Origin of the sequence: Myxococcus sp. CA040A, assembly GCF_013336725.1 — a bacterium.
GTDB classification, from domain to species: Bacteria; Myxococcota; Myxococcia; order Myxococcales; family Myxococcaceae; genus Myxococcus; species Myxococcus llanfairpwllgwyngyllgogerychwyrndrobwllllantysiliogogogochensis.
Map to the genome: position 1 here is coordinate 442,261 of NZ_JABUMR010000007.1, position 20,309 is coordinate 462,569.

Below are 20,309 nucleotides of genomic sequence, written 5' to 3' on the forward strand. Positions count from 1 at the left end.
ACCGCTACTTCTTCTTCGGAGCCGGAGGCGCGGGAGCCGGCGCGGGCTTCGCAGGCGCCTGCGTCTGGATGCGCTTCACCACCTCATCCATGAGGTCGTTCGGAATCGGAATGGACAGGTTGTACTGGGCAATCTTCCAGGTGCCGCCATCCTTCACCAGCACACCACTGCCCCGGCTGGGTCCCAGGTTCGGCGTGTCCAGCGTCTCGTCGAACCATGCCACCGCGCCGTCCTTCGACACGGTGATGTGGCGGGAGACCGCCTTGAAACTCCACGCCTTGCCCTTGGAGAAGTACGGCTTCGACCAGGCGCGGAACTCGTCGCGTGTCCACCGCTCCGTGGCGTCCGTGCCCATGTAGACGGCGTCCGGCGTGAAGTACCCGAAGTAGCGCGCTTCGTCCGCCTGGGCGGCGGCCTTGTGCCAGTCATCCAGCACGGTGGTGATGGCGGCCTTGGGGTCCGTGGCGGTTCCCGTCACGGGAGCGGAGGCGAGCACGAACAACAACAGGGAGACAGTGGACACGCGAGGCGACCTCGTTGAAGAGAAGTTCGCGGTATGAAGCGGCACGGCCCACCCCCAGGTCAATACTCCGGGCCGGCCAGAAAGGCGTGAGTCGCGTGGTCCTCGAGAGCTTCCAGGTCGGTGAGGGGGATGTGCCCACGGTGCTGTTGCACGGTTTCCTTGGCACGGGACGCAACCTGCGCTCCCTGGCGATGGCGTGGAGCGCCGCGGACCCTCGGCGCCGCTTCCTGATGCCGGACCTCACCGGCCACGGCGTCTCTCCCGTCCCACCCCCGAGCGCCGACCTCTACACCCTCGCCCGCGACGTGCTCGACACCGCCCGCGCCCAGGGCTTCACCGGCGCGCTCGACTGGGTGGGCCACTCGCTGGGCGGACGCGTCTCCCTCGCCGCCAGCCTCCACGTCCCCGAGGCCGTCTCCCGAGTGTCGCTGCTCGACATCGCCCCCGGCCCCGTACCCTACGACTTGTCCGACAGCGGCATGGTGCTGGGCATCCTCCTCCAGGCCCCACCCCGCGCGCCGAACCGCAAGGAGATGCGAGCGACGCTCACCACCAAGGGACTGTCCGACGGACTCGCGGACTGGCTGGTGATGAACCTGGTGGCGGACGGCGACGGCGTGCGCTGGCGCTTCGACCGACAGGCCCTCGCGGAGCTGCACTCGCGCGTGAATGGCACGGACCTGTGGGCCGCGGTGGAGCGCAAGGACCGTCCTCCCATGCGCTGCATCCGTGGAGGCCGCTCGCGCTACGTCTCCGACGAGGAGGCCGCTCGCCTGGAGGCCGCGGGCTGCCCGGTGGCGACGCTCCCGGGCGCGGGCCACTTCGTCCACGTGGACGCGGCGAAGGAGCTGCTGGAGTGGTTGCTACGCGACTGACGCCCGCGCGTCAGATGCGCACGCCCAGGAACAGGCCGGGCCACATGCGCGTGCCCGTGGGTCCGCGCCCTGTCTGCCACTGCGGCATCCACGTCATCCCCTTGTCCGGGTTGTCGTCCGGCGGCTTGTAGGCATTGAGCGACACACCGCCGAAGAGGGCGAAGCGCCGCTTCAGCTCCCAGCCCACGCTGCCACGCAGGCGATAGAGATTGTTCTCCGTGCCTTCGCCGAAGAGCTTGGGCTGCCAGCCACCGATGGAGAGGTCGATGTCCGCGTAGTAGCGGTCCGAATCACCAAAGGGCAGATGCACGCCCACGCCCAGCGACGTGACGGTGCGCCAGGAGTCGCCCTCCAGGTCCTTCATGCCGATGCTCGCGAGCACATGCACCGTGCGGCTGCCGTACTTCACGCCCACGGACAGCGGCGTGACTTCGTCGGACCAGATTTCGAAGGCGATGCGCCCCTTGCGCACCAGGCTGAGCAGACCGATGGGCACCGACACATCATCGGCGATGTTGATGAACCCGAGCTGCACTCCGCTCACGTTGCCCGCGACGTTGATGATGCCCACCTGCGCGCCCGTCACACTGCCGGCCAGGTTGAAGACACCAATCTGCGCGCCCGTGAGGTTCTCCACCATGTTGACGCCGCCCACGAGCTGGAGCCCATGCATGTCCGCGTCAGAGCGGTTTCCCACCGCCGCGAGCTGGAACCCGGAGAACGAGCGCTCCGAGTAGTTGATGATGCCCGCCAACTGCCCGCCCGTCGCTCCACCGAAGGCGAGGTTGCCACCCGCCGCCACTTGGAACCCCAGCGCCTCGCCACCCGTGACGTTGGCGATGCCCGCCAGTTGCACGCCCTCCATCGTCCCGTCCACCCAGCCCAACCCCGCCGCCGCGCCCACCCCTCGGAGCTGGAACGAGCGAACCGCCAGCCCGCCCAGCGCCACGTTGTTGAGGCCACCACCGCCCCACAACGCACTCGTGGACAGCGGCGGCACCAGCGACAGGTTGATGGGCACGGAGGGCATGTCCTCCAGCGTCCCCTCGTGCGCGAGCGGCACGTCCGACGACACAGTGCCTCCGCGCGCCGCCGTGCGCGTCAGCGTCACCGGAACGAAGTCGCCGACGCGCAGCTCCGCGTCACCCTTCGTCCCCACCAGCAACTCCGCCTCGAAGCGCTGCGAGGGACGCTCCAGCGTGACGTGGTAGCGCCCGGCCTCCAGGCCCAGCGAGAGCCGTCGCCCCGCGGGCTTCTGCAGCTCCGCCACCAGCTGGTTGCCCCAGTCGCGAACGAAGAGGCGGCCCTGCACGTCCTCCGCCACCCGCAGGCGCGCGTTGGAGCCCCGCAGGTCCGTCATCACCAGGTCGCCACTGCCCGCCAGTTGGATGTCATAGGCCGCGTGCTGCGGGCCGCCTTGCGAACGCTCCGTGCGCGCCAGCGTCTCGTGGAAGGCGAACTGATACGCCTCGTGCAGCGTGACTCGTCCATCTCCCGTGGTGTCCGCCGCGCCGCGCAGGCCCGTGACGAGGAAGTGCGTGAAGAAGGACGCGCCGATGGCATCCGACTCCTGCGCCACCTCATCCGCGGAGCTGGAAGCCAGATACGCATGGCCTCGCACCTGCGCGGACATGTCCGTGAGGAATGACGGACGCCGCAGTCCGCCCTTGAAGCGGGTGAGCGCGCCCGAGCCGCACGAGTCGAGGATGGCGATGCGCACGTCCACCGGCACCAGGCCCATCAGCTTGCGCAGGTCGCCGTAGGTGACGCGCTCGCCGCGCGGCAACAGGCCATCCGCGTCCGAGTGGCCCGAGTAGTACACCACCAGCTCGCGCCGCACGCCGGGCGCGGCCGCGCCCTCCACCAGCGTCTTGAGCCGCTCCAGCGCCGACAGGAGCGCGTCCCGGTCCGCCTCCAGCAGCAGCACCCGGTCCGCGGTGGCCACGCCACCCAACTCTTCCAGGACGCGCGACATGGCCAGCGCATCGGAGCCCGCATAGCGCAAGCGCTCGCGCCCGGGCCCGCCTTCACTGGAGCCGACGACGAGCGCGAAGCGGCGCAGCGCCGCGTCAGGCGCCTCCTCGAGCGGAGCGGCCCGAGAGCCCACGCCCCACGCCACCACCACCCACGCGGCCAGCACGCTGGCCACGCGTCCCCACCCGCGCGCTGTGCTCCGTCTCATCATCCGCTTCCCACCCCGCTCCAGCCCCGGCCCGGCCTCGCGTGAGCACCGGGGGCATACCTCGGATGGCCGCCCCCTTGCGAGCCATCCTCACGACGCTAAGGCGACCAGCGGGCCTTGCGGATGAGCCAGGTGCTGCCTCCTCGCCCGTCCCGCGCCACGGCCCAGAAGGTGACCTCCTGAGCGACGCCGTCCTTCTCAGGAGGCTCCCACTCCACGCGGTGCCGCCCAGGCTCGCCGTTGAAGTCGGCGCCGCCCGTCTCCTCGTCCGGGATTTCTCCCAGCGACACATGCCAGCTGATGGACCAGGCCTCCTTGAGCGACACGGACTCCTGCCGGAACCCGGGCACCACATAGGCCTCCTCCAGGGCGGACACGTCCTCGGCCGTAATCACGAACGGCCCCTGTCCCGTCAACTCGGGCAGCGCCTCCTCCGCCCACGGCTGACCCTCCAGGCGAAGCCCTTGCAGCTCCGGCTGCTGGTTGGGCGCCATGCCGGGCACGAGCGGGCAGGAGAACACCATCAGCTTCTGCGCGTAGATGGCCTCGCTCCCCGCGCTGAGGTTCAGCACCAGCGGCATGCGCAGCCCACCGAAGCCCTCGTAGGGGTCCGCCTGCCGCACCTTGTCCAGCAGCAGCGTGCCGTCCGGCAGCGTGCTCGCACCGGGCCGGATGGGCACCACCAGTTCGCCCGCCGTCGTGGTGCCCTGCGCCAGTTGCACGCGCAGAGCGGTGTTCTCGCAGAGGAAGTCCTCCGGGTCCGCGCAGGCCCACAAGGTGTAGGAGAGGGCGCGCCCCTCGCCCGCGGGGTCCACCACCAGCGCGCGGTAGGACACCTCCTCGGTGAGGACCTCCAGGGCCTCCGCGGTGAGTTCGCACGTCGGAGCCATCAACTCCGGGCGCTCCACGGCGATGCCCAGCACGCGCAGGTCATGCACGATGGACGGCCGGTCATCGGGGTCGACACAGGCGACGGCGCCGAGCGTGAGCAGCAGCGCCCCATACTTGAGCCAGGTATTCATCAGAAGCTTCCTTTCACGCCCAGCACGGGGAGGATGGGGATGCCCGGTATCTCCACCTCGTCGCGAAACCGGTAGTCATTGAAGACGAACTCGACGTTCTCCGCGTTGTAGAGGTTCTGCACGTCGAGGTAGAGCGCGAGCGTCCAGTTGTCGAAGCGCCAGCCCTTCTCCACCCGGACGTCGAGCTGATGGAACGTGGAGGTCCGCGCCGAGAGCGAGCGGCCATAGGTGGGCTCGTAGCTGTTCGAGTCCGAGTTGTAGACGTCATGCGGATGCACCAGCGGCGTCGTCGGTCGACCGGTGGTGAGGCGGAAGCGTCCGCCCAGCTCCCAGCCATTGCCCAGCACGTAGTTGGCCACCAGCGTGAGGATGTGCGTCTGGTCCCAGATGCTCAGACCGTAGGTGACCTCGCTGATGCCTGGAGGACCGTCGTCGCCGAAGGCACCGTCGACCCGGGGCTTGGCGCCCGCGCGACCGTCCTCCGCGTGGCTGAGCGTATACGACAGCCAGCCGTACCACTTGTCCGTCGCGGCGGCGCGGTCCTTCTTCACCATCAACTCCACGCCATAGGCTTTGCCGATGCCCGCGTTGACGAAGCGGTCCTGCGTGAAGCTCCCCTCGTCGGTGGCGCGGACATCACCCGGCGCCACCACGTTCTCGAAGCGGCGGTTGAAGAAGCCGGTGACGTCCACGTTCCACACGTCCCCCAGCTTTTGCTCCACGCCGAGGCTCGACTGGAACGCGCGCTGGTAGCCCAGCAGCGGATTGCCGTAGGGGGAGAAGATGAACTGGTAGGTGTCCGCCGGCTGGCTGTAGAGGCCGAGCGAGCCCTTGAGCGAGGTCCGCTCGGTGGCCGCGTAGCGGACCCACAGCCGAGGGTCCAGGAGCAGGTTGCGCGTGCCACCCACCTTCTGGAGGTTGCCACGCACGCCCGGCGTCACGGTGAGCGGGCCCCACTTGAAGTCCGCCTCGGCGAAGAGCGCGCCGTCGAAGCCGTTGATGGTGAGCTTCTCGTGGATGAGCTCCGCGACGGGGTCATTGCCCGGGAAGGGCACGTACTCGGTGCCCTCGGGAGAGGGAGCCTGCACGTCCACCTTCACGTGCTCGAAGTAGACATCCAGACCGGTGCGCAGGGTGAGCGTATCGGACAGCTCCAGCGACACCACCTCGCGCGCGCCCAGCGAGTAGATGGAGTCGTTTTCGATGTACTGGCCAAAGCTGATGTCGAAGTAGTCCACGCCCACGTACGGCGTGAAGACGGTGGTGAGCGGACCCTTGCGGTACGTCCAGTCGCCCTTCACACGGTGGAAGACGGTGTGCGTGTCCAGGGAGATGTCGCGGTTCTCCTCTTCGCCACCGGACACCAGGCGCAGCTTGTCGTCGCTGCCGAAGGCCATGATGTAGCCGGTGCTGCGCGCGGCCCCCGGCTCCGGCGTGGAGCCACGCGGCGCGCCGAAGTCCACGCGCAGCTGGTAGTCCCAGTACACGGGGACGATGGAGAGCGTGCTGCCCTCGTCGTCCGGCAGCACCGCGGGCAGCAACGTGTCGATGTACGAGCGCCGCGCGGAGGCCGCCACGCTGATGCCCTCGGTGATGGGCGCCTCCACGAAGAAGCCCGCGTCGAGCAGGTCCACCTTCACGGAGCCATGCACCGTGTCCGCGGCGCCCTTGCGCGTGGCCACGTCCACCACGCCGCCCACCGCGCGGCCGTACTGGCTGCCGTAGCCGCCGGGGAAGAAGTCGAGCGAGTCGATGAACTCGGCGTTGACCACCGACGGTCCACCGAGCAGGTGGAACAGGTTGGGGATGCGCACGCCGTCCATCAGCGTCGCCGTCTGGCCCGGGTTGGAGCCGCGCACCAGCAAGTCACCCGAGATGAAGGGCGCGCGCGCCACGCCCGGCAGCGTCTGGAGGACGCGGATGGGGTCACCAAACGTCCCTGGCGTCTTCTGCGCCTCCTCGCGCGTCACGGTGCGGCGGACCACTTCCTTCTTCGGCCGCTCGGAGCGCACCACCGTCTCGAAGGCGCTGCCGGCCGGAGCCAGATAGAAGTTCACCTCCGTCGTCTCGTTCGCCTTCAGCGTCTCCTTCGTCTGGTAGAGCTGATGGCCGGAGGCGATGACGCGCACGGCGCACTCGCCCGGGGGGACCTCCAGGGTGAAGCGGCCGTCCGCGTCGGACACGGCCTCGGCCGCGTCCGCGTCGTCACCGCAGCGCACCGTGGCGCCGGCCACGCGTGAGCGGCTGCCTCGAGAGATGAGCTGACCGGTGAGCGTCGCCTTGGGTGCCTCGGGCTCGGCGGCGACCTGGCCCTCCGCCGGCGGGGGCGCGTTGAGGGTGAAGTGGTAGACGTACTCCACCTGCACCGGCGCGGGCACGCCGTCGACCTCGGCGGGCGAGAAGCGGAACTGGCGCACGGCCGCGATGGCCGCCTCGTCGAAGCCGTGCCCCGCGAGCTCCGCGGACTGCACGTCCGTCACCGCGCCGTCCTCGGCGATGGTGATGATGAGGCGCACGGAGGCGGTGAGGCCCTGCGCGAGCGCCTCGGCGGGGTACTGGGCTTGGACCTGCTGCACCAGCTCCGGGGGCTTGGTGATGGTGGGCTGCGCGGCCGGAGGTGACTCGGCGGCGGGGGCTCCAGGTTGAGGTGCCTGGGCGAGCGCCGGAGTCGCCACCCAGAGGGAGGCGGCGGCGAGCGCGACGCGGGCTTTCACGTTCGAGGACATGGGGCTTTCAGGGACAGGGGCGTGAAGAGAGTCGGGCTCCCGACGGCAGAGGGGCGGAGTGAAGGCGTGCAGGAGGAGCCGGCGGGCATGGACGGGCCGTGGATGTGGATGGGGCCCACCGGTGCACTCCCCCGCTCCGACCCTCTCCCGGCGGGAGCGGATGTTCAATCGAGCAGGAACGTATAGGCGTACTTCATCTCCGTGGACACTGCTTCGCCTCCCTTGAAGGCGGGACGGAAGCGGAAGCGGAGGATGGCGGTGCGCGCGGCTTCTTCCAGACCGTGCCCGGGCCCATTCAGCACGCGCGCATTCACCACGCGGCCTTCGGTGTCGATGGTGATGGACAGCGTCACCGTGCCCTCGATTCCCGCGCGGCGTGCCTCATCCGGGTAGGGAATCTTCACCTCGCTGGCGAGCTGCGGCTCGCGGTCCACCTGGTAGATGGGCGTGTACTTGGGCGCGCTGTACGCCTTCACCTCTTGCGGCGCCTTGGCCTTCTCGGCGTTGCGACCATAGAGGGTATTGCCCACCGGCGCCGCGAAACCTCCCGCGCTCGTGGTGGAGGACATGGAGATGCCGACCACCAGGGGCGCGGGCTTCGCGCTCGGCGGCGGGGTTTCATTGGGCGGAGGCGGCGCATCCACGGGAGGCGGAGGCAGTGGCCTGGGCGCCTCGGCGACCTTGATGGGCGGGGGCTTCACGCGGACCTTGGGCGGCGGCGGAGGCTCCGGCTTCGGCTCCTCCACCACGGGCGGCGGGGGCGGAGGCGGCTTCGTCACCTCCACCATGACCAACTCCACGGGACGCTGCGGCGCGGGACGCTCCGGCGGGCGGGTGTGCAACACCACCAGCCCCAGCCCGTGCAGCAGGAACGAGCCGGTGACGAAGCCCATGAACAATCCGCTGCCGCCTCGTCGGGGCAGGACACCACTTTCGAGCACGCTCGTACTCATGGCCTTCGCGTCAGCCCCGCGGCGCGGGCGCGACGTCCTTCTCGATGTTGAGCGCGAACTTGGCGATGCCGTGACCCTTCACGGTGTCGATGAGCCGCATCACCTGGCCGTACGCGATGCTCTGGTCGGCGCTGATGATGGCGCGAGTGTCCTTGTCCTTGGCGACGGCCTCGGACACCTTGGTGGACAGCTCGGCTTCGCTCACCGGAGCGCCGTCGAAGTAGAGCTTGCCCTCCTTGTCGAGCACCACGTTGACGAGCCCCTGCACCGTCTCGCCGCCATTGGCCGCGCGGGGCAGGTCCACTTCCACCGTCTCGCGGACGATGAAGTTGGCCGTCACCATGAAGATGATGAGCAGCACCAACACGATGTCCACCAACGGGGTGACGTTGATGCCAGTGATTTCCTCGTCGTCCTGCTGCGAGCCGCCGGCCATGACTAGCGGACCTCCGCGCGCAGGCTGCCGACCAGGGCGTGGCCCAGGGCGTTGGCGCGGCTGGTGAGCGTCTTGAGCTGGCGGTTGAAGATGTTGAAGGCGACGACGGCGGGAATCGCGACGGCCAGGCCCACCGCCGTGGCGACGAGCGCCTCCGAGATGCCTCCCATGACGGTCTGCTGAATCGCCGCGCCCTTCACTCCCGCGGAGCCCAGGTCATGGAACGCCTTGATGATGCCGAGCACCGTGCCGAACAGGCCGATGAAGGGCGCGTTGTTGCCGAGCGTGCCGAGGAAGGAGAGGAAGCGCTCGTACTGGGGGCGCTCGCGGGCCATGGTGGAGGCAATCACCTGCTCAACGGAGTCGGCGCCTTGCTCGGCGGAGGCGAGGCCCTCGCGGATGATGGCGGCCTCCATGCCTCGGCGTCCCTGGATGGCCACGCGCACCGCTTCGAGCTCGCCGCGCGCCAGACGCACCGCGAGCGACTCCGAGTCCGGGAGGCGATTCCGGGCGAAGTACACCGTGCGCTCCAACATGATGGCGATGGAGAGCACGGAGAGGACGACCAGGATCCACAGCACCCACTCGGCGGACGTCAGTGTGACACCGAGCAGCTTGCTGCTGAGCCAGCCGAGATTCTCGGCTGGGACCTGGGCGATGACCGCGATGGACGACATGGTGTTCGTTCCCCTCTCGAAATGCGTTGGCGCGAACGGAACACCGCGGGTTCCGGAAAGTGTTACCGGGTTTATTTTTCGGAGCGGAACGCTGTGCGCGGGTGTAGGCCTGGGCCGACGTCCTCGACGCGCTGGGAGTGCGGGGCGACAATGCGGGCCATGCAAGGCAAGAGCGTGGTGGTCACCGGTGCCTCCATGGGCATCGGCGAGGAGCTGTCGGTGGCGCTCGCGGCGCGGGGCGCGAATCTGGTGCTGGCCGCGCGGAGTGAGGATGCCCTCCAGCGGGTGAAGCAGCGGTGTGAGGCGGCGGGCGGGAAGGCCATCGCGGTCGCCACGGACGTGGGGGACCCGGAGGCGTGTCGGCGGATGGTGGACCGCGCGGTGGAGGCGTACGGCGGCGTGGACGTGCTCGTCAACAACGCGGGCATCTCCATGGACGCGCGGTTCGAGGACGTCACGGACCTGACGCTCTTCGAGCGGCTGATGCGCATCAACTACCTGGGCTCGGTGTACTGCACGCACCATGCGCTGCCGCACCTGAAGGCACGGCGCGGGTTGTTGGTGGCGGTGTCGTCACTGACGGGGAAGACGGGCGTGCCCACGCGCTCGGGCTATGCGGCGAGCAAGCACGCGATGAACGGGTTCTTCGACTCACTGCGCGTGGAGTTGATGGGGACGGGCGTGGACGTGACGGTGGTGTGCCCCGGCTTCGTCGCGACGAACGTGCGCGCCAACGCGCTGGGCAAGGACGGCAAGCCGCTGCAGGTGAGCGCGCACGACGAGACGGAAGGCAACATGGACGTGGGCACATGCGTGTCCATCATCCTGAAGGCCATGGATCAGCGTGAGCGCGAGGTGGTGATGACCACCAAGGGCAAGGTGGGTCAGTACCTGAAGCTCTTCACCCCGGGCTTCCTGGACCGCATCGTGTTCAAGGCGATTCAGGAACGGCGGAAGTGAGCGGGGCCATGGGCTGAAGGAGAGGGCTCATTCAGTGGCAAGGACGGACGCCCTGAGAGGGAGCTTCCCTGCGTCCAGGCCGTGATTCGACTTCCATGACGCATCGTGTCATACTGCGCGTGGAGGTACTGAATGACGACTTCGGAAGGGCCTGAAACCCCAGACTCCGAGCCTGGGTTCCCGGTGGTCTCGTCCTCTCCCGCCGAAGCGGCGCTCCCCGCTCCGCCCAAGCCTCGCGTGGGCAAGGTGGACGTCGCGCTCGGCGTGCTCAACGGCGTGCTGGGCGACTACCTCCACCGACAGAACAACGCGCTCGCCACGCCCATGGGCCTCTACCACGAGGGCCGCCCCCTCCCTGTCGAGCGAGAGGCCCTGCGCGCCGCCCATCCCCAGTCGACAGGACGCGTGGCCCTCTGGGTCCACGGACTCGCCGTCACCGAGGCCGTCTGGGCCTTCCCCGCCGAGCCCACCACCGACTACGGCACCCTTTTGGAGCGCGACGCGGGCTTCACCCCGCTCTACCTCCGCTACAACACCGGCCTGCACATCTCCGACAACGGCGAGGCCCTCGCGAACCTCCTGCAACGCCTCGTCGCCGAGTTCCCCGTCCCCATCACCGAGCTCGTCCTCGTCGGCTACAGCATGGGCGGCCTCGTCCTGCGCAGCGCCTGCCACATCGCCTCCGAGAGCTGCCTCTCCTGGCTCTCCCACGTGCGCCGCTCGTACTCGATCGGCGTGCCCCACTTCGGCAGCCCCCTGGAGCGCATGGGCAACGTCGTCGCCCAGGTCCTCCGCGCCGTGCCCAATCCCTACACCCGCCTGGTCGCCGACGTCGTCGACCTGCGCAGCAGCGGCGTGAAGGACCTGGGCGTCGCGCGACTGCGCCGACAGGACTGGGAAGACACCGCGTCTCCATGCAAGCCCTTGCTTCCTCCTCCGGGCATCGCCCACCACCTCATCGTCGGGGCGCTCGGCCAGCAGGGACAGTGGCTGTCCGCCATGTTCGGTGACGGCGTCGTCTCCCTGGCGAGCGCTTCCGGCCGCACCGGCCCGCGTGATACGAGCCCGCTGTTCCCGCCGGAAAACGTCAAGGTGGTCGCAGGTATCGACCACGTCACCCTCGCCCACCACGCGGACGTCTACGCGCGGCTCCGCGAGTCGCTCGCAGTGGAGGCCTCATGACTCGCCTACGTGGTGTGAAGGACCTGGTACACGATGCCGTGGAGCAGGGCGCCATGGCGGTGGAGCGCATCCACCGCTCCAGCGCCGCGAAGCCCTTCGAGGTGCTGCGGTTGATTCCCACGCTCGACGCACCCGTGGGCGCCCTGCAATCCCTCCATGACGCCGCCCTCTCCGGCACCTATGGAATGGTCCGCTGGGTCAACCGCGCCGTCGATGGGACGCTGGACGTCGCCCTGGACCTCTTCGAGCGGCGGCAGCTCTCCCAGACGGACGCTCAGGACCATCCCTCTAAACATCCTCTTTGACGGCAACCGTTACTTCGTGGAGCAAATCCACACGGCCGTCACCTCCCTCAAGCTGCAACGACCAGGCGAATCTGTTCGAGCTGCGCCCCGTCAGTCATCAAGCTCCTCGACGCAACTCCATTCGCAATCCGCACCTGCAACAAACGCAGTGTTCTTCGCCAAATCAGGCAGTCCAGGCCCGTCATCAGGATAGGCATCCAGAACCACATACACACGGTCGTCTTGCCAGGCGATCTGCACCCCGCCCGACAGCACCTCGAATGTCGTCCTGCCAAGCTGAAACCTGAACTCCTTCACGTCTCGCACAGAAAAAGTGACCCTGGACCATCCAGAGCGCGAATCTCGGTCTTTGCACTGCACTTCAATCCGACAGGCTCTTGAAGCGACTCCTACCTCAAGCTCGACCTTGCGCACCACTCCGTCATGGAAGTCGAAGAACCGCTCATGGAATAGAGCAACGTGGTCAGGTTGTAGGCGCATTGATTCACTCTATCGCTGAGTGTGCGCGACTGGTGCCTGCCAGGACAGCGCGGGTGGTCGTGACTCCTGGCGACAACCAGAAGCGTTACCCAGCCGGAGAGTTCAATGTCCGTACGGCCTCAGGGAAATCGCATCGAGCACGTGTGGCTCGACCTGCACGCCAACGTCCCCCGCAGCCACCGCAGAGCCGCACCATCGCTCGGCTCATGGCTCGAGGGAATGCCTCCCTGACCGCACGAAATGCCCAACGCTCCGCAGTCCATCCCCGCGTCGAACCGACCTCAGCCTCACTGCCTGAGGCCGTTCGAACGCCACGTGCGTTGGTAGAGGAGTGACTCTCAGGGCTCGTCGAGCACCGACAACATCCTGGGCAGCACGTCGAAGAACGCGTAGTTCCAGCAACTGAAGTTGTGGCCGCCGTCGCAGCCGAACGGCTTCTGGCCTGCTCCCTCTTCAGCCGCACATCCCTCCCTGAGCGCTTACCCTTCCGGGACCGGGTACGCGCCAGCCCGGCCAGGGTGAAGGCCACGGGCCGCACCAGGAGCGGCAAGACCATCGGCAGGCCCCGGCGGGATGCGGATCTCGATGCCGTGTCCGCGCTGCGCGCCGAGGGCCGGAACTGGAGGGAGATCGCCCAGGCCAGGCATGTGCCCCGGCGGACGCTGGTTAGGACCTGGACGCTGGAGCACAACCTGGGCTGGATTCAGCGGCCTGCGCCACTCGGGGAGGATGGGTGGGGCGGAAGGTGAAGGTTGTGCGCTCGGTCCGCCGGACCCGCGCCTCCCTCAACCCGTGGACACGGACCGAACCAGAGGAGTCAGCTGAAACCAGCTGTCGGGATCGTCGTCCCCCTCGCACGTCCAGTACTCAAGCGACGCACGATGAAGGTCCCGGTCAGCACGGAGCAACTCCACGATCTGAGTCCACTCGGTCGGGACACCGATCCCAGAATCCAGCCTGCGATCCACGGAGGCAAGTATCAGCGCCATAAGCGCAACCTTGTCGTCTGGGCTCAGAGGAAGTGACCGATACGCGGTCAGAAACTCACCTACGCGCGAGGGATCCGCCAGTTCGATCTCCCAGTCCTGCTCTTGGCCATTGGCAGGAAGATCAAGTGCGGCAGTCAGCTTGTCGATGGACGCTTTCTTCAAGGCGATCATGATCAGGGGATGGGGTAGGCGGTTACAAAACCGTTGGGGCCAGGGACCATCGTCGCTCGTGTCGTGCCCACGACGGACCCGTCCGGCATGATGACCTGTCCGAGGCCTTCGGGGATGCGAATCGACGCCGGGCCTTCAAGCCCAGCCTTGTGGCTGTGCAACAACTCCGCAGCGGCCTCATTGTCCAGCCACTGTCCTTGGGGCTTCCCTGTGGCTCGAGCCGTATCTGTGAGGCTACGGGTGATCTTCGCGCCCTCCCCATGTTTCTTGAACGTGTGCTGGAACGTCTTGACGCTCTTCCAGTTCACGCTCTCCTTTGCGGCACTCTCTCCGGCTTTCCCACCCGCACCGCTCCCGGCCTGATTGGCCATCTGCACGGTATTGGCGGCAGCCACGATGTTCAGCGCGCCGAGTCCTAGGGCGATGGGGCTCGTCACCGCCACGGCACCGCCCACAGCCGCCGCTGGCGCGCCCACAGGTGCCAAAATGCCCGTTCCCGTCGCTGCGGTTCCAGCCCCTGCGACGGCGCTGCCACCGGCGAGCCCAATCGTCCCTCCAATCAACCGGACCACACCCCACGCAAACTGAGCTCCGGCGTAGCCGACATAGAAGTCGCGCGTTTGCCCCTCAGGAGGGGACACCAGGTCCAGGAAGGGGACAGCTCCGCCAATCGCACCCAGAAATACGCCCTTCACCGTCTCGAGGGGGTCGGGCCGCGAGTACATAGTCCTCAGGACAAAGTACCTGAACTCCTCGGACATGACGAACTCGGGTGGCGGCTTCGACTCAAAGCCCACGTAGCAGGTGGCGCCCTCCTCTGGAGTCGTGCACCAGTCCGACGGAGTGGTGGCACCGCCCCCGCGCGCCGCCCCCGCAACCGCGAAGCCTCCGTACCAACTGTCATAGATGATGACCGGCAGCTCGTTGGGCACGAAACCCGAGGGGTCCGTGTATCGCACCGGGTTGTTCAGCACGTAGCTGTAACGGTTGAGCACCTGGCTCATCCGAGGTCCTGAGAACAGGGGGTCCGCGCTCAGGAAGCGACCCAATCTCGGGTCATACATGCGCCCCCTCATGTTGATGAGGCCCACCTCCTCGTCATGCTCGTGTCCGGTGAAGCCCTGACGCACCCGCGAGTTGCCGCGCGTCTGCGGACTCCCCATTGAATGCGGATACCGCCTGCCGCCATAGGGCTCGTACTTCAACACTTCGAAAGCCGCGCCCCCCTCATCCGTGAGCGTGTCGACCGAGCCCAGGTTGTCCTTGTGCAGATAGAGCGTCTTCTGTGCGACCAACTGCCCCAAGGCGTTCGTCGTCCACGACACCTGGGCGACAGCCCCATCCGCCCCCACTACATTGAAGGCATGCAGCACGACCCCCGACGCCGTGCGCCTCATCTCGTAGAGGTCCCCTACGTAAAAAGTCACATCCCCGGCCGAGGAGCGCTTCACCGTCCGCTTGTCGTGGGCGTTGTAGCGGTACGTCAGGTCTTGGGAGCCGCTGGTGATGCGCGAGGGCAAGTTGAAGGGCGTGTATTCCACCGTCCGTCCAGGCGCGGTGAGCTGGTTGCCATTCGCGTCGTAGGTGTACGCCCCCAAGGAGGAGCGCGACACCGCATGGGGCCCTGCGCCCCCCGTACCTTCGTAGAAGTATGAGAGGCTCTCCCCGGCCCCCTGGCGCACCGTACGTCCTAACAGGTTGCCCAGGTCGTCGTAGTTGAAGTCCACCGCCGTGGAGCCGCAATTCTGGAAGGCCGTCCAACTCTTGAGCCGGTCCAGCGCGTCGTAGGTGAAGTCCTCCGTCGTCGACCCCACGCGGTCATGCCTTCCGCGCAGGTTGCCGTTCGACTCGTACTCGTAGGCCAGGACCTGGCGCGCCTGCGCCCCCGCCTTCGTCTCGATGAACAGCGGACGACCCCGGGTGTCGTATCGGCGCTGGCTCACCACCCCGTTGCCGAAGACCTCCGACGTCAGTTGTCCCTGCCCGTTTCGCGATTGCGCCTGCCAGAAGGTCTGCCCGCTACCCGCACTCTTCACCGACTCCAGGACACCCCAGCGCTTGTACTGGTAGTCCACCGCGAAGCGTTGCCCCCCGGCGGAGGGATAGGACAGCCGCTGCAACTGGTTGTAGTCGTCGAACGTCCGGGAGAGGGAGAAGACGCTGCCCTCCACGCTCCACGTCTCGTCCACCGGGCGCACCAGCGCGTCGTAGGTGTAGACGACGCTGATATCGTCCAGGTTGGACCCCGGGTCTCCCTCCTGTGAGCTGCTCAGCAGCGCCCCCACCTTGCCCAGCGAGCCGGAGACGTCCCACGTGAAGCGGGACACGCCCGTCCGGTCGGTCCGCGTGACGACACGCCCCAACACATCCCGCGCGTAGGTCGTCGTGTCGCCGTTGGCGCGAGTCTCTTGAGTGACTTCGTCGAAGCCATTGTATTGCGTCAGCAGTGTCCCGGCGTTGGGCTCCTGGATTTGGAGGACGCGCCCTAGCTTGTCATACGTGTAATGAGGCCCCTGACCATACCCATTCGTCACGGAGGCCAGCAGCCCGAACGGGGCATAGGTGTAGGTCGACGCCAGACGCCGGGTCTCCACGACGTCCTCGGTGCGCAGCAGGCGGCCCTGGGCGTCAAACCAACTCTCGACCAGGTTGCCCTTCTCATCCCAGTTGGAGTGCTTGGCGCCTTCGTACTTCCAATCCTGATGCGTACCGTCCGGCGACTCCATGCGCACGCGGCGGCCCAGGTTGTCGTAGGTGAAGGTGGTGGCGACTCGCTCGAAGCCTGTCGGAGAGGGCACCCATTGCTTCCTCAGCCGGCCCAGGCCGTCATACTCGAGCGTCGTGGTGGCCAGTCCCCCGCCAAACTCCCTCCGGCTGAAGCTCCTGGGCCGGCCCAGTCGGTCCGCCGTGGAGACTTCCTCCTGGTACCCGTCCGCTGAGACCGAGGTGCGCCGCCGGACCGTGCTCGTCAGCGCACAGAGGGAGCTGTCCGCGCAGGCCGTATAGCTGAGCGTCGTGTCCGACAGCCCCGGAACATCAATGTTCCTCAGCCGGCCAAACCCATCATACTGTTTGCGCGTGGTGAGCCCATTGGCGTCCACCTCCAACGCGAGCAGGCCCAGTCCTCCGTGGTAGGCGAGGCTCACAGAGTGCCCCAGCCCATTGGTCATCACTGACGGCCAGGTGCGGTCCACCGTGTCATAGGTGATGGAGGTGGTCCGAGCCGGCAACCCCGCCGCGGTGCGGACAATCTGCCGTGCCAGTCCATCCGAGTCCCTCAGGTATGTCGTCGTCCGCGCCAGGCTCGGGTCCCCCGCCTCCACAGACTCGCTGGACAGCAACGCTGTCCCGGGCTGGTAGGTGAAGGACTGGCTCCTCGTCACGGAGGCACTGTTGACGGTGCTTGTCACCGTCTGGTGTAGCGTCAATCCCACGAGCCAGGTGGACGCGTCGTTGAGGAACATCTCGGTCCCCGTCGTCACCTCCGAACCCACGGCCTCGCGCCAACTCGTGGCATTGCCGTAGGTCCAATCATATTCCCGCGTGCTCTCCACCCGCCGCAGAAGCCCCGCGGTCTCTGGCTCGGAGGCTTGACGGTCATGAACCTCTTCCGTCAACCCCACGGGAAGCATCGTGATGACCGTCCCCGCGCCAACGCCAGCTCGAACCCGGTGCTCACGAGTCACCTGCCGAGTCTGGACATTGAGCCGATCGCCCGAGGTGATGCGGGCCACCTCCTTGAGTGGCTTGTCCGCATGCGGATAGGCCGTCCCCACCCGCGTCTGATTGTCGAACTCGGCGCGCAGCTCCGTTCCAGCCGCCACCTCGCGCACGGTTACCGCGCCAAAGCCCAACCAGCCACGGCCCAACAGGTCCGAGCGACCGTCCTCGTAGCTGTACTGCCTCACGCGCATGGGGTGGTCCCCCGCGTCGGAGATGTGCTCGGCCACCAGCCACATGCCTTTGCGAAGGCAGTGCTGCGGCCACGTGCAGGTGGTGCCCGGCGTGTAAACGGTGGAGTCCACCATCGGCTTGTAGGTGAACCGGACCTGTGCGCCCAGGGAGTCGCTGACACTCGCCAGCAGCCCCGCCTTGGTTCCCTTGCGTTTATAGAGGCGCAACGAGCCATCGACGACCTGAGCCAGGTCCATCAGGCCATCGCCATTGTAGTCCAGCACCTGAGAGAGCTTGTACCCTCGCGTCGAAGCGACCTGTCCCACCGGGATGGGCAGCGGGCGCAGGGCGAAGCCCGTGCCCTGGGACTCGAGCACCACCAACCCCGTTCGCACATCCCCCACGCGGTCCATCAACAACAAGTCCTGGCGCCCGTCATCGTTGTAGTCCAGCACGCGGATGCCATTGTCTCGGGTGAAGCTCCCGAGCCCGCCTCCTGGCGGAAGCGCTACGGCGACGGGCTCGGCGAAACCGTTGCCCGTGTTCACGAGCACCTCCAGTTCCGTGCCATCGGCCTTCGCGCGCAGGGCATCGGGCAGGGAGTCACCATTCAGGTCGGGGAAGAAATATTGCTTTCCCGACACATCGGTCCGGACAAGGGTCGTCTCCTCCTTCGTGAAGGTGCCGTTGCGCAGCGTCACCGCCCAGTACTTCGACCCCACCACGTCGTAGCTGCCAGGAACACCTGGCCTGTCCTGCATATCGAGGATGAGCAGGCTGGACTTGCCGGTACCCTCCAGGTCAGCCACCATCTGTGCATTGTCGTTACGGACCGATGTCACAATGGGCTGGAACGCCTGGAGCGTCCCTCCCACATTGAGGCGGTAGCCCAGTTGCCTGGAGTTGTTCACCAGACTCTCGCGAACCAGGTCTGGATAGCCATCACCGTTGAGTTCGGCGTACCAGAAATTTCCCCCTCGACCGTCGTCTCCCGTCTCCGAGAACCAGTTATAGGAAGGGGGAGGATGGTTGGTTCGCTGGAAGTGCTTCAGCCTCCGGGGAGGACTGGTGACGCAGCCCTCGTACTCCTCGAGGCTAACGTCGATGCGACCATCCAGATTGATGTCCACCCAGCGTCCGTCCAGCCCCGCTGGGGCCTCCCAGCACGCGCGCGGGAGATTGCCCGTCTCGCCCACGGTGAACTGCCCCGACGAAGATGACAGGCGCAGGGTCCACTTGTAGCTCCCTACATCATCATCCGGCGTGCGGTAGAGGAGGTCGTCGCGACCGTCGCCGTCCACATCCACGGGGTTGAGAACCCAGAAGCGGCCGTTGAACATGGAACCCTGTGTCAGGTCCGTCAGGCCCGTATTCACCTCCTCGAAGCCGGGGTCGTTCTGGGTGTAGTCGAACGTCATGGGGCGCTTACAGGCCCCAGCACCGTCACAGTCCTGGAAGGTCCGCAGCAGGCTGAGGTTGCTCACGGAGTCCTGGGCATAAGTGAAGCGATAGGCGCGGACGAGCCCCACCGTCGTGGGATTCGGCGCGCTCAGACGAATCTCGCGCACCCGCCGCGACATCTTCAGCGACAGGCCCGAAACATAGATGGACCTCGTGTCGGGCCGAGCATCCCCCCCGTAGTCGAAGTCGACAAAGCGCGAGGCCGCCATCCCCGCCCCAACGGAGGAGGCGGTATAGGCGATGCGGTCCAACGTCTGTTCATACCCCACGCCAGCGGCATCGCTATGGACGGTGTAGTGGTAGTTGATGGAGTTGCCGCTGCGGTCCTCTACCTTCGCCAGGGACCACACCAAGCGGCTGTCCTGCCCCTCCAGGGTGGTGGAAATCCCCTCGCCCAAGGTGGGGCGCACACTGACGCGCCTTCCAGCGAGCGTCGAGTTGTGCAGCAGGCCATACGTCAGGATGAGGCCACCCTTCTGGTAGACCTTGAACTGGAGGGGCCCCTGCGCGTCAGCGGAGAGCGACACCACCTTCGTGAAGCTCTCCTCCTCGGTGCGGTACTCCGTATCAGAGGCCCCATAGGCGCCTTGGATGGACACCAGGCGCTGACCATCCAGACAGAAGGCGTCCGAACTCGTGAAGGTGATGGGCGCGGCGTCCCCATCCTGGGCCATGGTCTTGGCGCAGCGGGCGACTCGCGAGCTCACAGACAGGCTCCACCCGCGCCCGAGTGGGCCGTTGGAGCCGCTACTGCGATAGCCCAGTGACAACTCAGGCTGGACGCCCGCACGGCCCGTGGGCAGCCACAGGGGTAGCGTATAGGTAGCGGAGCCGTCCGGGCTCACCCCGGACTGTCCAGTCACTCGCTCCGCCACGAAACCATCCGCGCCAACTTGTGTTGGCAGGACGGTATCGCTGGGAGGCTCCACCACCCGTCCCTTGTTCCTGCCCAGGGACTCCTGATTGTCCCACGTCGCTATATCCGAAGGGCCACAGGACCCCGTGGCCATTGCCACGCACCATGCGGAGAAAAGAAGTCGCTTCATCTGACGGCCTCGACCATCGCCACGAGTCTTCATCGAGAGAACAAGCCGGACGACTAGTCCTGGCTCCTCCGGGTATCCAAATCGCCTTCGCACACGCCGGCCTTGCAGAAGGTGCCTGTTGGGCACGGGCCACAGATGATGCTGCCGCCGCAACCATTGGTAGTGGAGCCACACTCCAGCTCCGCCAGACCACATGCCTCCGGCTTGGTCATCGGCCTGCAACCGCAGACATTGGGCGTGCCCCCGCCACCGCACGAGTTATGGCCACTGCAGGTGCCACAGGTGTATGTGTCGCCACAACCGTTGGGAACGGAGCCACAGTTCTTGCCATTGCAGGCCGTCCCCTGGGGAACCGGAGTACACCCACAGACATTCGGTGCTCCCCCGCCGCCGCAAGACTGCGGACTGGCGCAGGAACCACAGTCAT

Annotated in this window: 14 protein-coding genes; 4 read left to right on the forward strand and 10 right to left on the reverse strand. The window is 67.1% G+C overall.

Annotated features, from left to right (window positions below; all coding sequences use genetic code 11):
- Positions 1-4 precede the first annotated feature (4 nt).
- Complete coding sequence (locus tag HUA75_RS31810; protein WP_174459872.1) at positions 5-523, reverse strand: nuclear transport factor 2 family protein; 519 nt, start codon at positions 521-523, stop codon at positions 5-7.
- Between the two features lie 95 nt (positions 524-618).
- Between HUA75_RS31810 and HUA75_RS31815 the strand changes: the two genes are divergently transcribed.
- Positions 619-1,398 carry an alpha/beta fold hydrolase gene (locus HUA75_RS31815; RefSeq protein WP_174488648.1) on the forward strand — a complete coding sequence of 260 codons (780 nt, stop codon included), beginning with the start codon at positions 619-621 and terminating at the stop codon, positions 1,396-1,398.
- A 10-nt stretch (positions 1,399-1,408) separates the two neighbouring features.
- Here the strand turns inward: HUA75_RS31815 and HUA75_RS31820 are convergent, their stop codons facing one another.
- The 6 genes from HUA75_RS31820 to HUA75_RS31845 all read right to left on the reverse strand — a co-directional run bounded on the left by HUA75_RS31820 (position 1,409) and on the right by HUA75_RS31845 (position 9,394).
- Positions 1,409-3,583 carry a caspase family protein gene (locus HUA75_RS31820; RefSeq protein WP_174488525.1) on the reverse strand — a complete coding sequence of 725 codons (2,175 nt, stop codon included), beginning with the start codon at positions 3,581-3,583 and terminating at the stop codon, positions 1,409-1,411.
- Positions 3,584-3,678: 95 nt separating this feature from the next.
- Complete coding sequence (locus HUA75_RS31825) at positions 3,679-4,602, reverse strand: hypothetical protein (protein ID WP_141643603.1); 924 nt, start codon at positions 4,600-4,602, stop codon at positions 3,679-3,681.
- The gene (locus HUA75_RS31830) at positions 4,602-7,328 is read right to left on the reverse strand and encodes a TonB-dependent receptor (RefSeq protein ID WP_174488526.1); all 2,727 of its coding nucleotides are present in this window, start codon (positions 7,326-7,328) and stop codon (positions 4,602-4,604) included. Before HUA75_RS31830 ends, HUA75_RS31825 begins: the two co-directional genes overlap by 1 nt.
- Positions 7,329-7,492: 164 nt before the next feature.
- On the reverse strand, positions 7,493-8,281 hold the full coding sequence (locus HUA75_RS31835) for an energy transducer TonB (RefSeq protein WP_141643605.1): 789 nt from the start codon (positions 8,279-8,281) through the stop codon (positions 7,493-7,495).
- Positions 8,282-8,291: 10 nt separating this feature from the next.
- On the reverse strand, positions 8,292-8,717 hold the full coding sequence (locus HUA75_RS31840; protein ID WP_141643606.1) for a biopolymer transporter ExbD: 426 nt from the start codon (positions 8,715-8,717) through the stop codon (positions 8,292-8,294).
- Between the two features lie 2 nt (positions 8,718-8,719).
- Complete coding sequence (locus HUA75_RS31845; RefSeq protein WP_141643607.1) at positions 8,720-9,394, reverse strand: MotA/TolQ/ExbB proton channel family protein; 675 nt, start codon at positions 9,392-9,394, stop codon at positions 8,720-8,722.
- Positions 9,395-9,544: 150 nt separating this feature from the next.
- Between HUA75_RS31845 and HUA75_RS31850 the strand changes: the two genes are divergently transcribed.
- The 3 genes from HUA75_RS31850 to HUA75_RS31860 all read left to right on the forward strand — a co-directional run bounded on the left by HUA75_RS31850 (position 9,545) and on the right by HUA75_RS31860 (position 11,841).
- Entirely contained in the window at positions 9,545-10,354 is an 810-nt protein-coding gene (locus tag HUA75_RS31850; RefSeq protein ID WP_141643608.1) for an SDR family oxidoreductase, read from the forward strand.
- Positions 10,355-10,486: 132 nt separating this feature from the next.
- Entirely contained in the window at positions 10,487-11,536 is a 1,050-nt protein-coding gene (locus HUA75_RS31855; protein ID WP_254623667.1) for a triacylglycerol lipase, read from the forward strand.
- The gene (locus tag HUA75_RS31860) at positions 11,533-11,841 is read left to right on the forward strand and encodes a hypothetical protein (protein WP_174476252.1); all 309 of its coding nucleotides are present in this window, start codon (positions 11,533-11,535) and stop codon (positions 11,839-11,841) included. The genes HUA75_RS31855 and HUA75_RS31860 overlap by 4 nt, the downstream gene beginning before the upstream one ends.
- A 90-nt stretch (positions 11,842-11,931) precedes the next feature.
- Here HUA75_RS31860 and HUA75_RS31865 read toward each other — a convergent pair whose 3' ends face one another.
- From HUA75_RS31865 to HUA75_RS31875, 3 genes are all read right to left on the reverse strand, one after another.
- Positions 11,932-12,138 (reverse strand): hypothetical protein, encoded by a 207-nt coding sequence (locus HUA75_RS31865; RefSeq protein WP_174488527.1) that lies wholly within the window; start codon positions 12,136-12,138, stop codon positions 11,932-11,934.
- A 968-nt stretch (positions 12,139-13,106) separates the two neighbouring features.
- Positions 13,107-13,481 (reverse strand): hypothetical protein, encoded by a 375-nt coding sequence (locus HUA75_RS31870; protein WP_174476254.1) that lies wholly within the window; start codon positions 13,479-13,481, stop codon positions 13,107-13,109.
- 2 nt (positions 13,482-13,483) lie between these two features.
- Positions 13,484-20,077, reverse strand: a complete 6,594-nt coding sequence (locus HUA75_RS31875; RefSeq protein ID WP_371746237.1) for an RHS repeat-associated core domain-containing protein — start codon at positions 20,075-20,077, stop codon at positions 13,484-13,486.
- Between the last annotated feature and the right edge of the window lie 232 nt (positions 20,078-20,309).

Coding starts and splice junctions, on each gene's coding strand:
- HUA75_RS31860 (WP_174476252.1), top strand. CDS start 11,533: ATGACTCGCCTACGTGGTGTGAAGGACCTGGTACACGATGCCGTGGAG.
- HUA75_RS31840 (WP_141643606.1), bottom strand. CDS start 8,717: ATGGCCGGCGGCTCGCAGCAGGACGACGAGGAAATCACTGGCATCAAC.
- HUA75_RS31855 (WP_254623667.1), top strand. CDS start 10,487: ATGACGACTTCGGAAGGGCCTGAAACCCCAGACTCCGAGCCTGGGTTC.
- HUA75_RS31825 (WP_141643603.1), bottom strand. CDS start 4,602: ATGAATACCTGGCTCAAGTATGGGGCGCTGCTGCTCACGCTCGGCGCC.
- HUA75_RS31845 (WP_141643607.1), bottom strand. CDS start 9,394: ATGTCGTCCATCGCGGTCATCGCCCAGGTCCCAGCCGAGAATCTCGGC.
- HUA75_RS31875 (WP_371746237.1), bottom strand. CDS start 20,077: ATGTGGTCTGGCGGAGCTGGAGTGTGGCTCCACTACCAATGGTTGCGG.
- HUA75_RS31850 (WP_141643608.1), top strand. CDS start 9,545: ATGCGGGCCATGCAAGGCAAGAGCGTGGTGGTCACCGGTGCCTCCATG.
- HUA75_RS31870 (WP_174476254.1), bottom strand. CDS start 13,481: ATGATCGCCTTGAAGAAAGCGTCCATCGACAAGCTGACTGCCGCACTT.
- HUA75_RS31835 (WP_141643605.1), bottom strand. CDS start 8,281: ATGAGTACGAGCGTGCTCGAAAGTGGTGTCCTGCCCCGACGAGGCGGC.
- HUA75_RS31820 (WP_174488525.1), bottom strand. CDS start 3,583: ATGATGAGACGGAGCACAGCGCGCGGGTGGGGACGCGTGGCCAGCGTG.
- HUA75_RS31830 (WP_174488526.1), bottom strand. CDS start 7,328: ATGTCCTCGAACGTGAAAGCCCGCGTCGCGCTCGCCGCCGCCTCCCTC.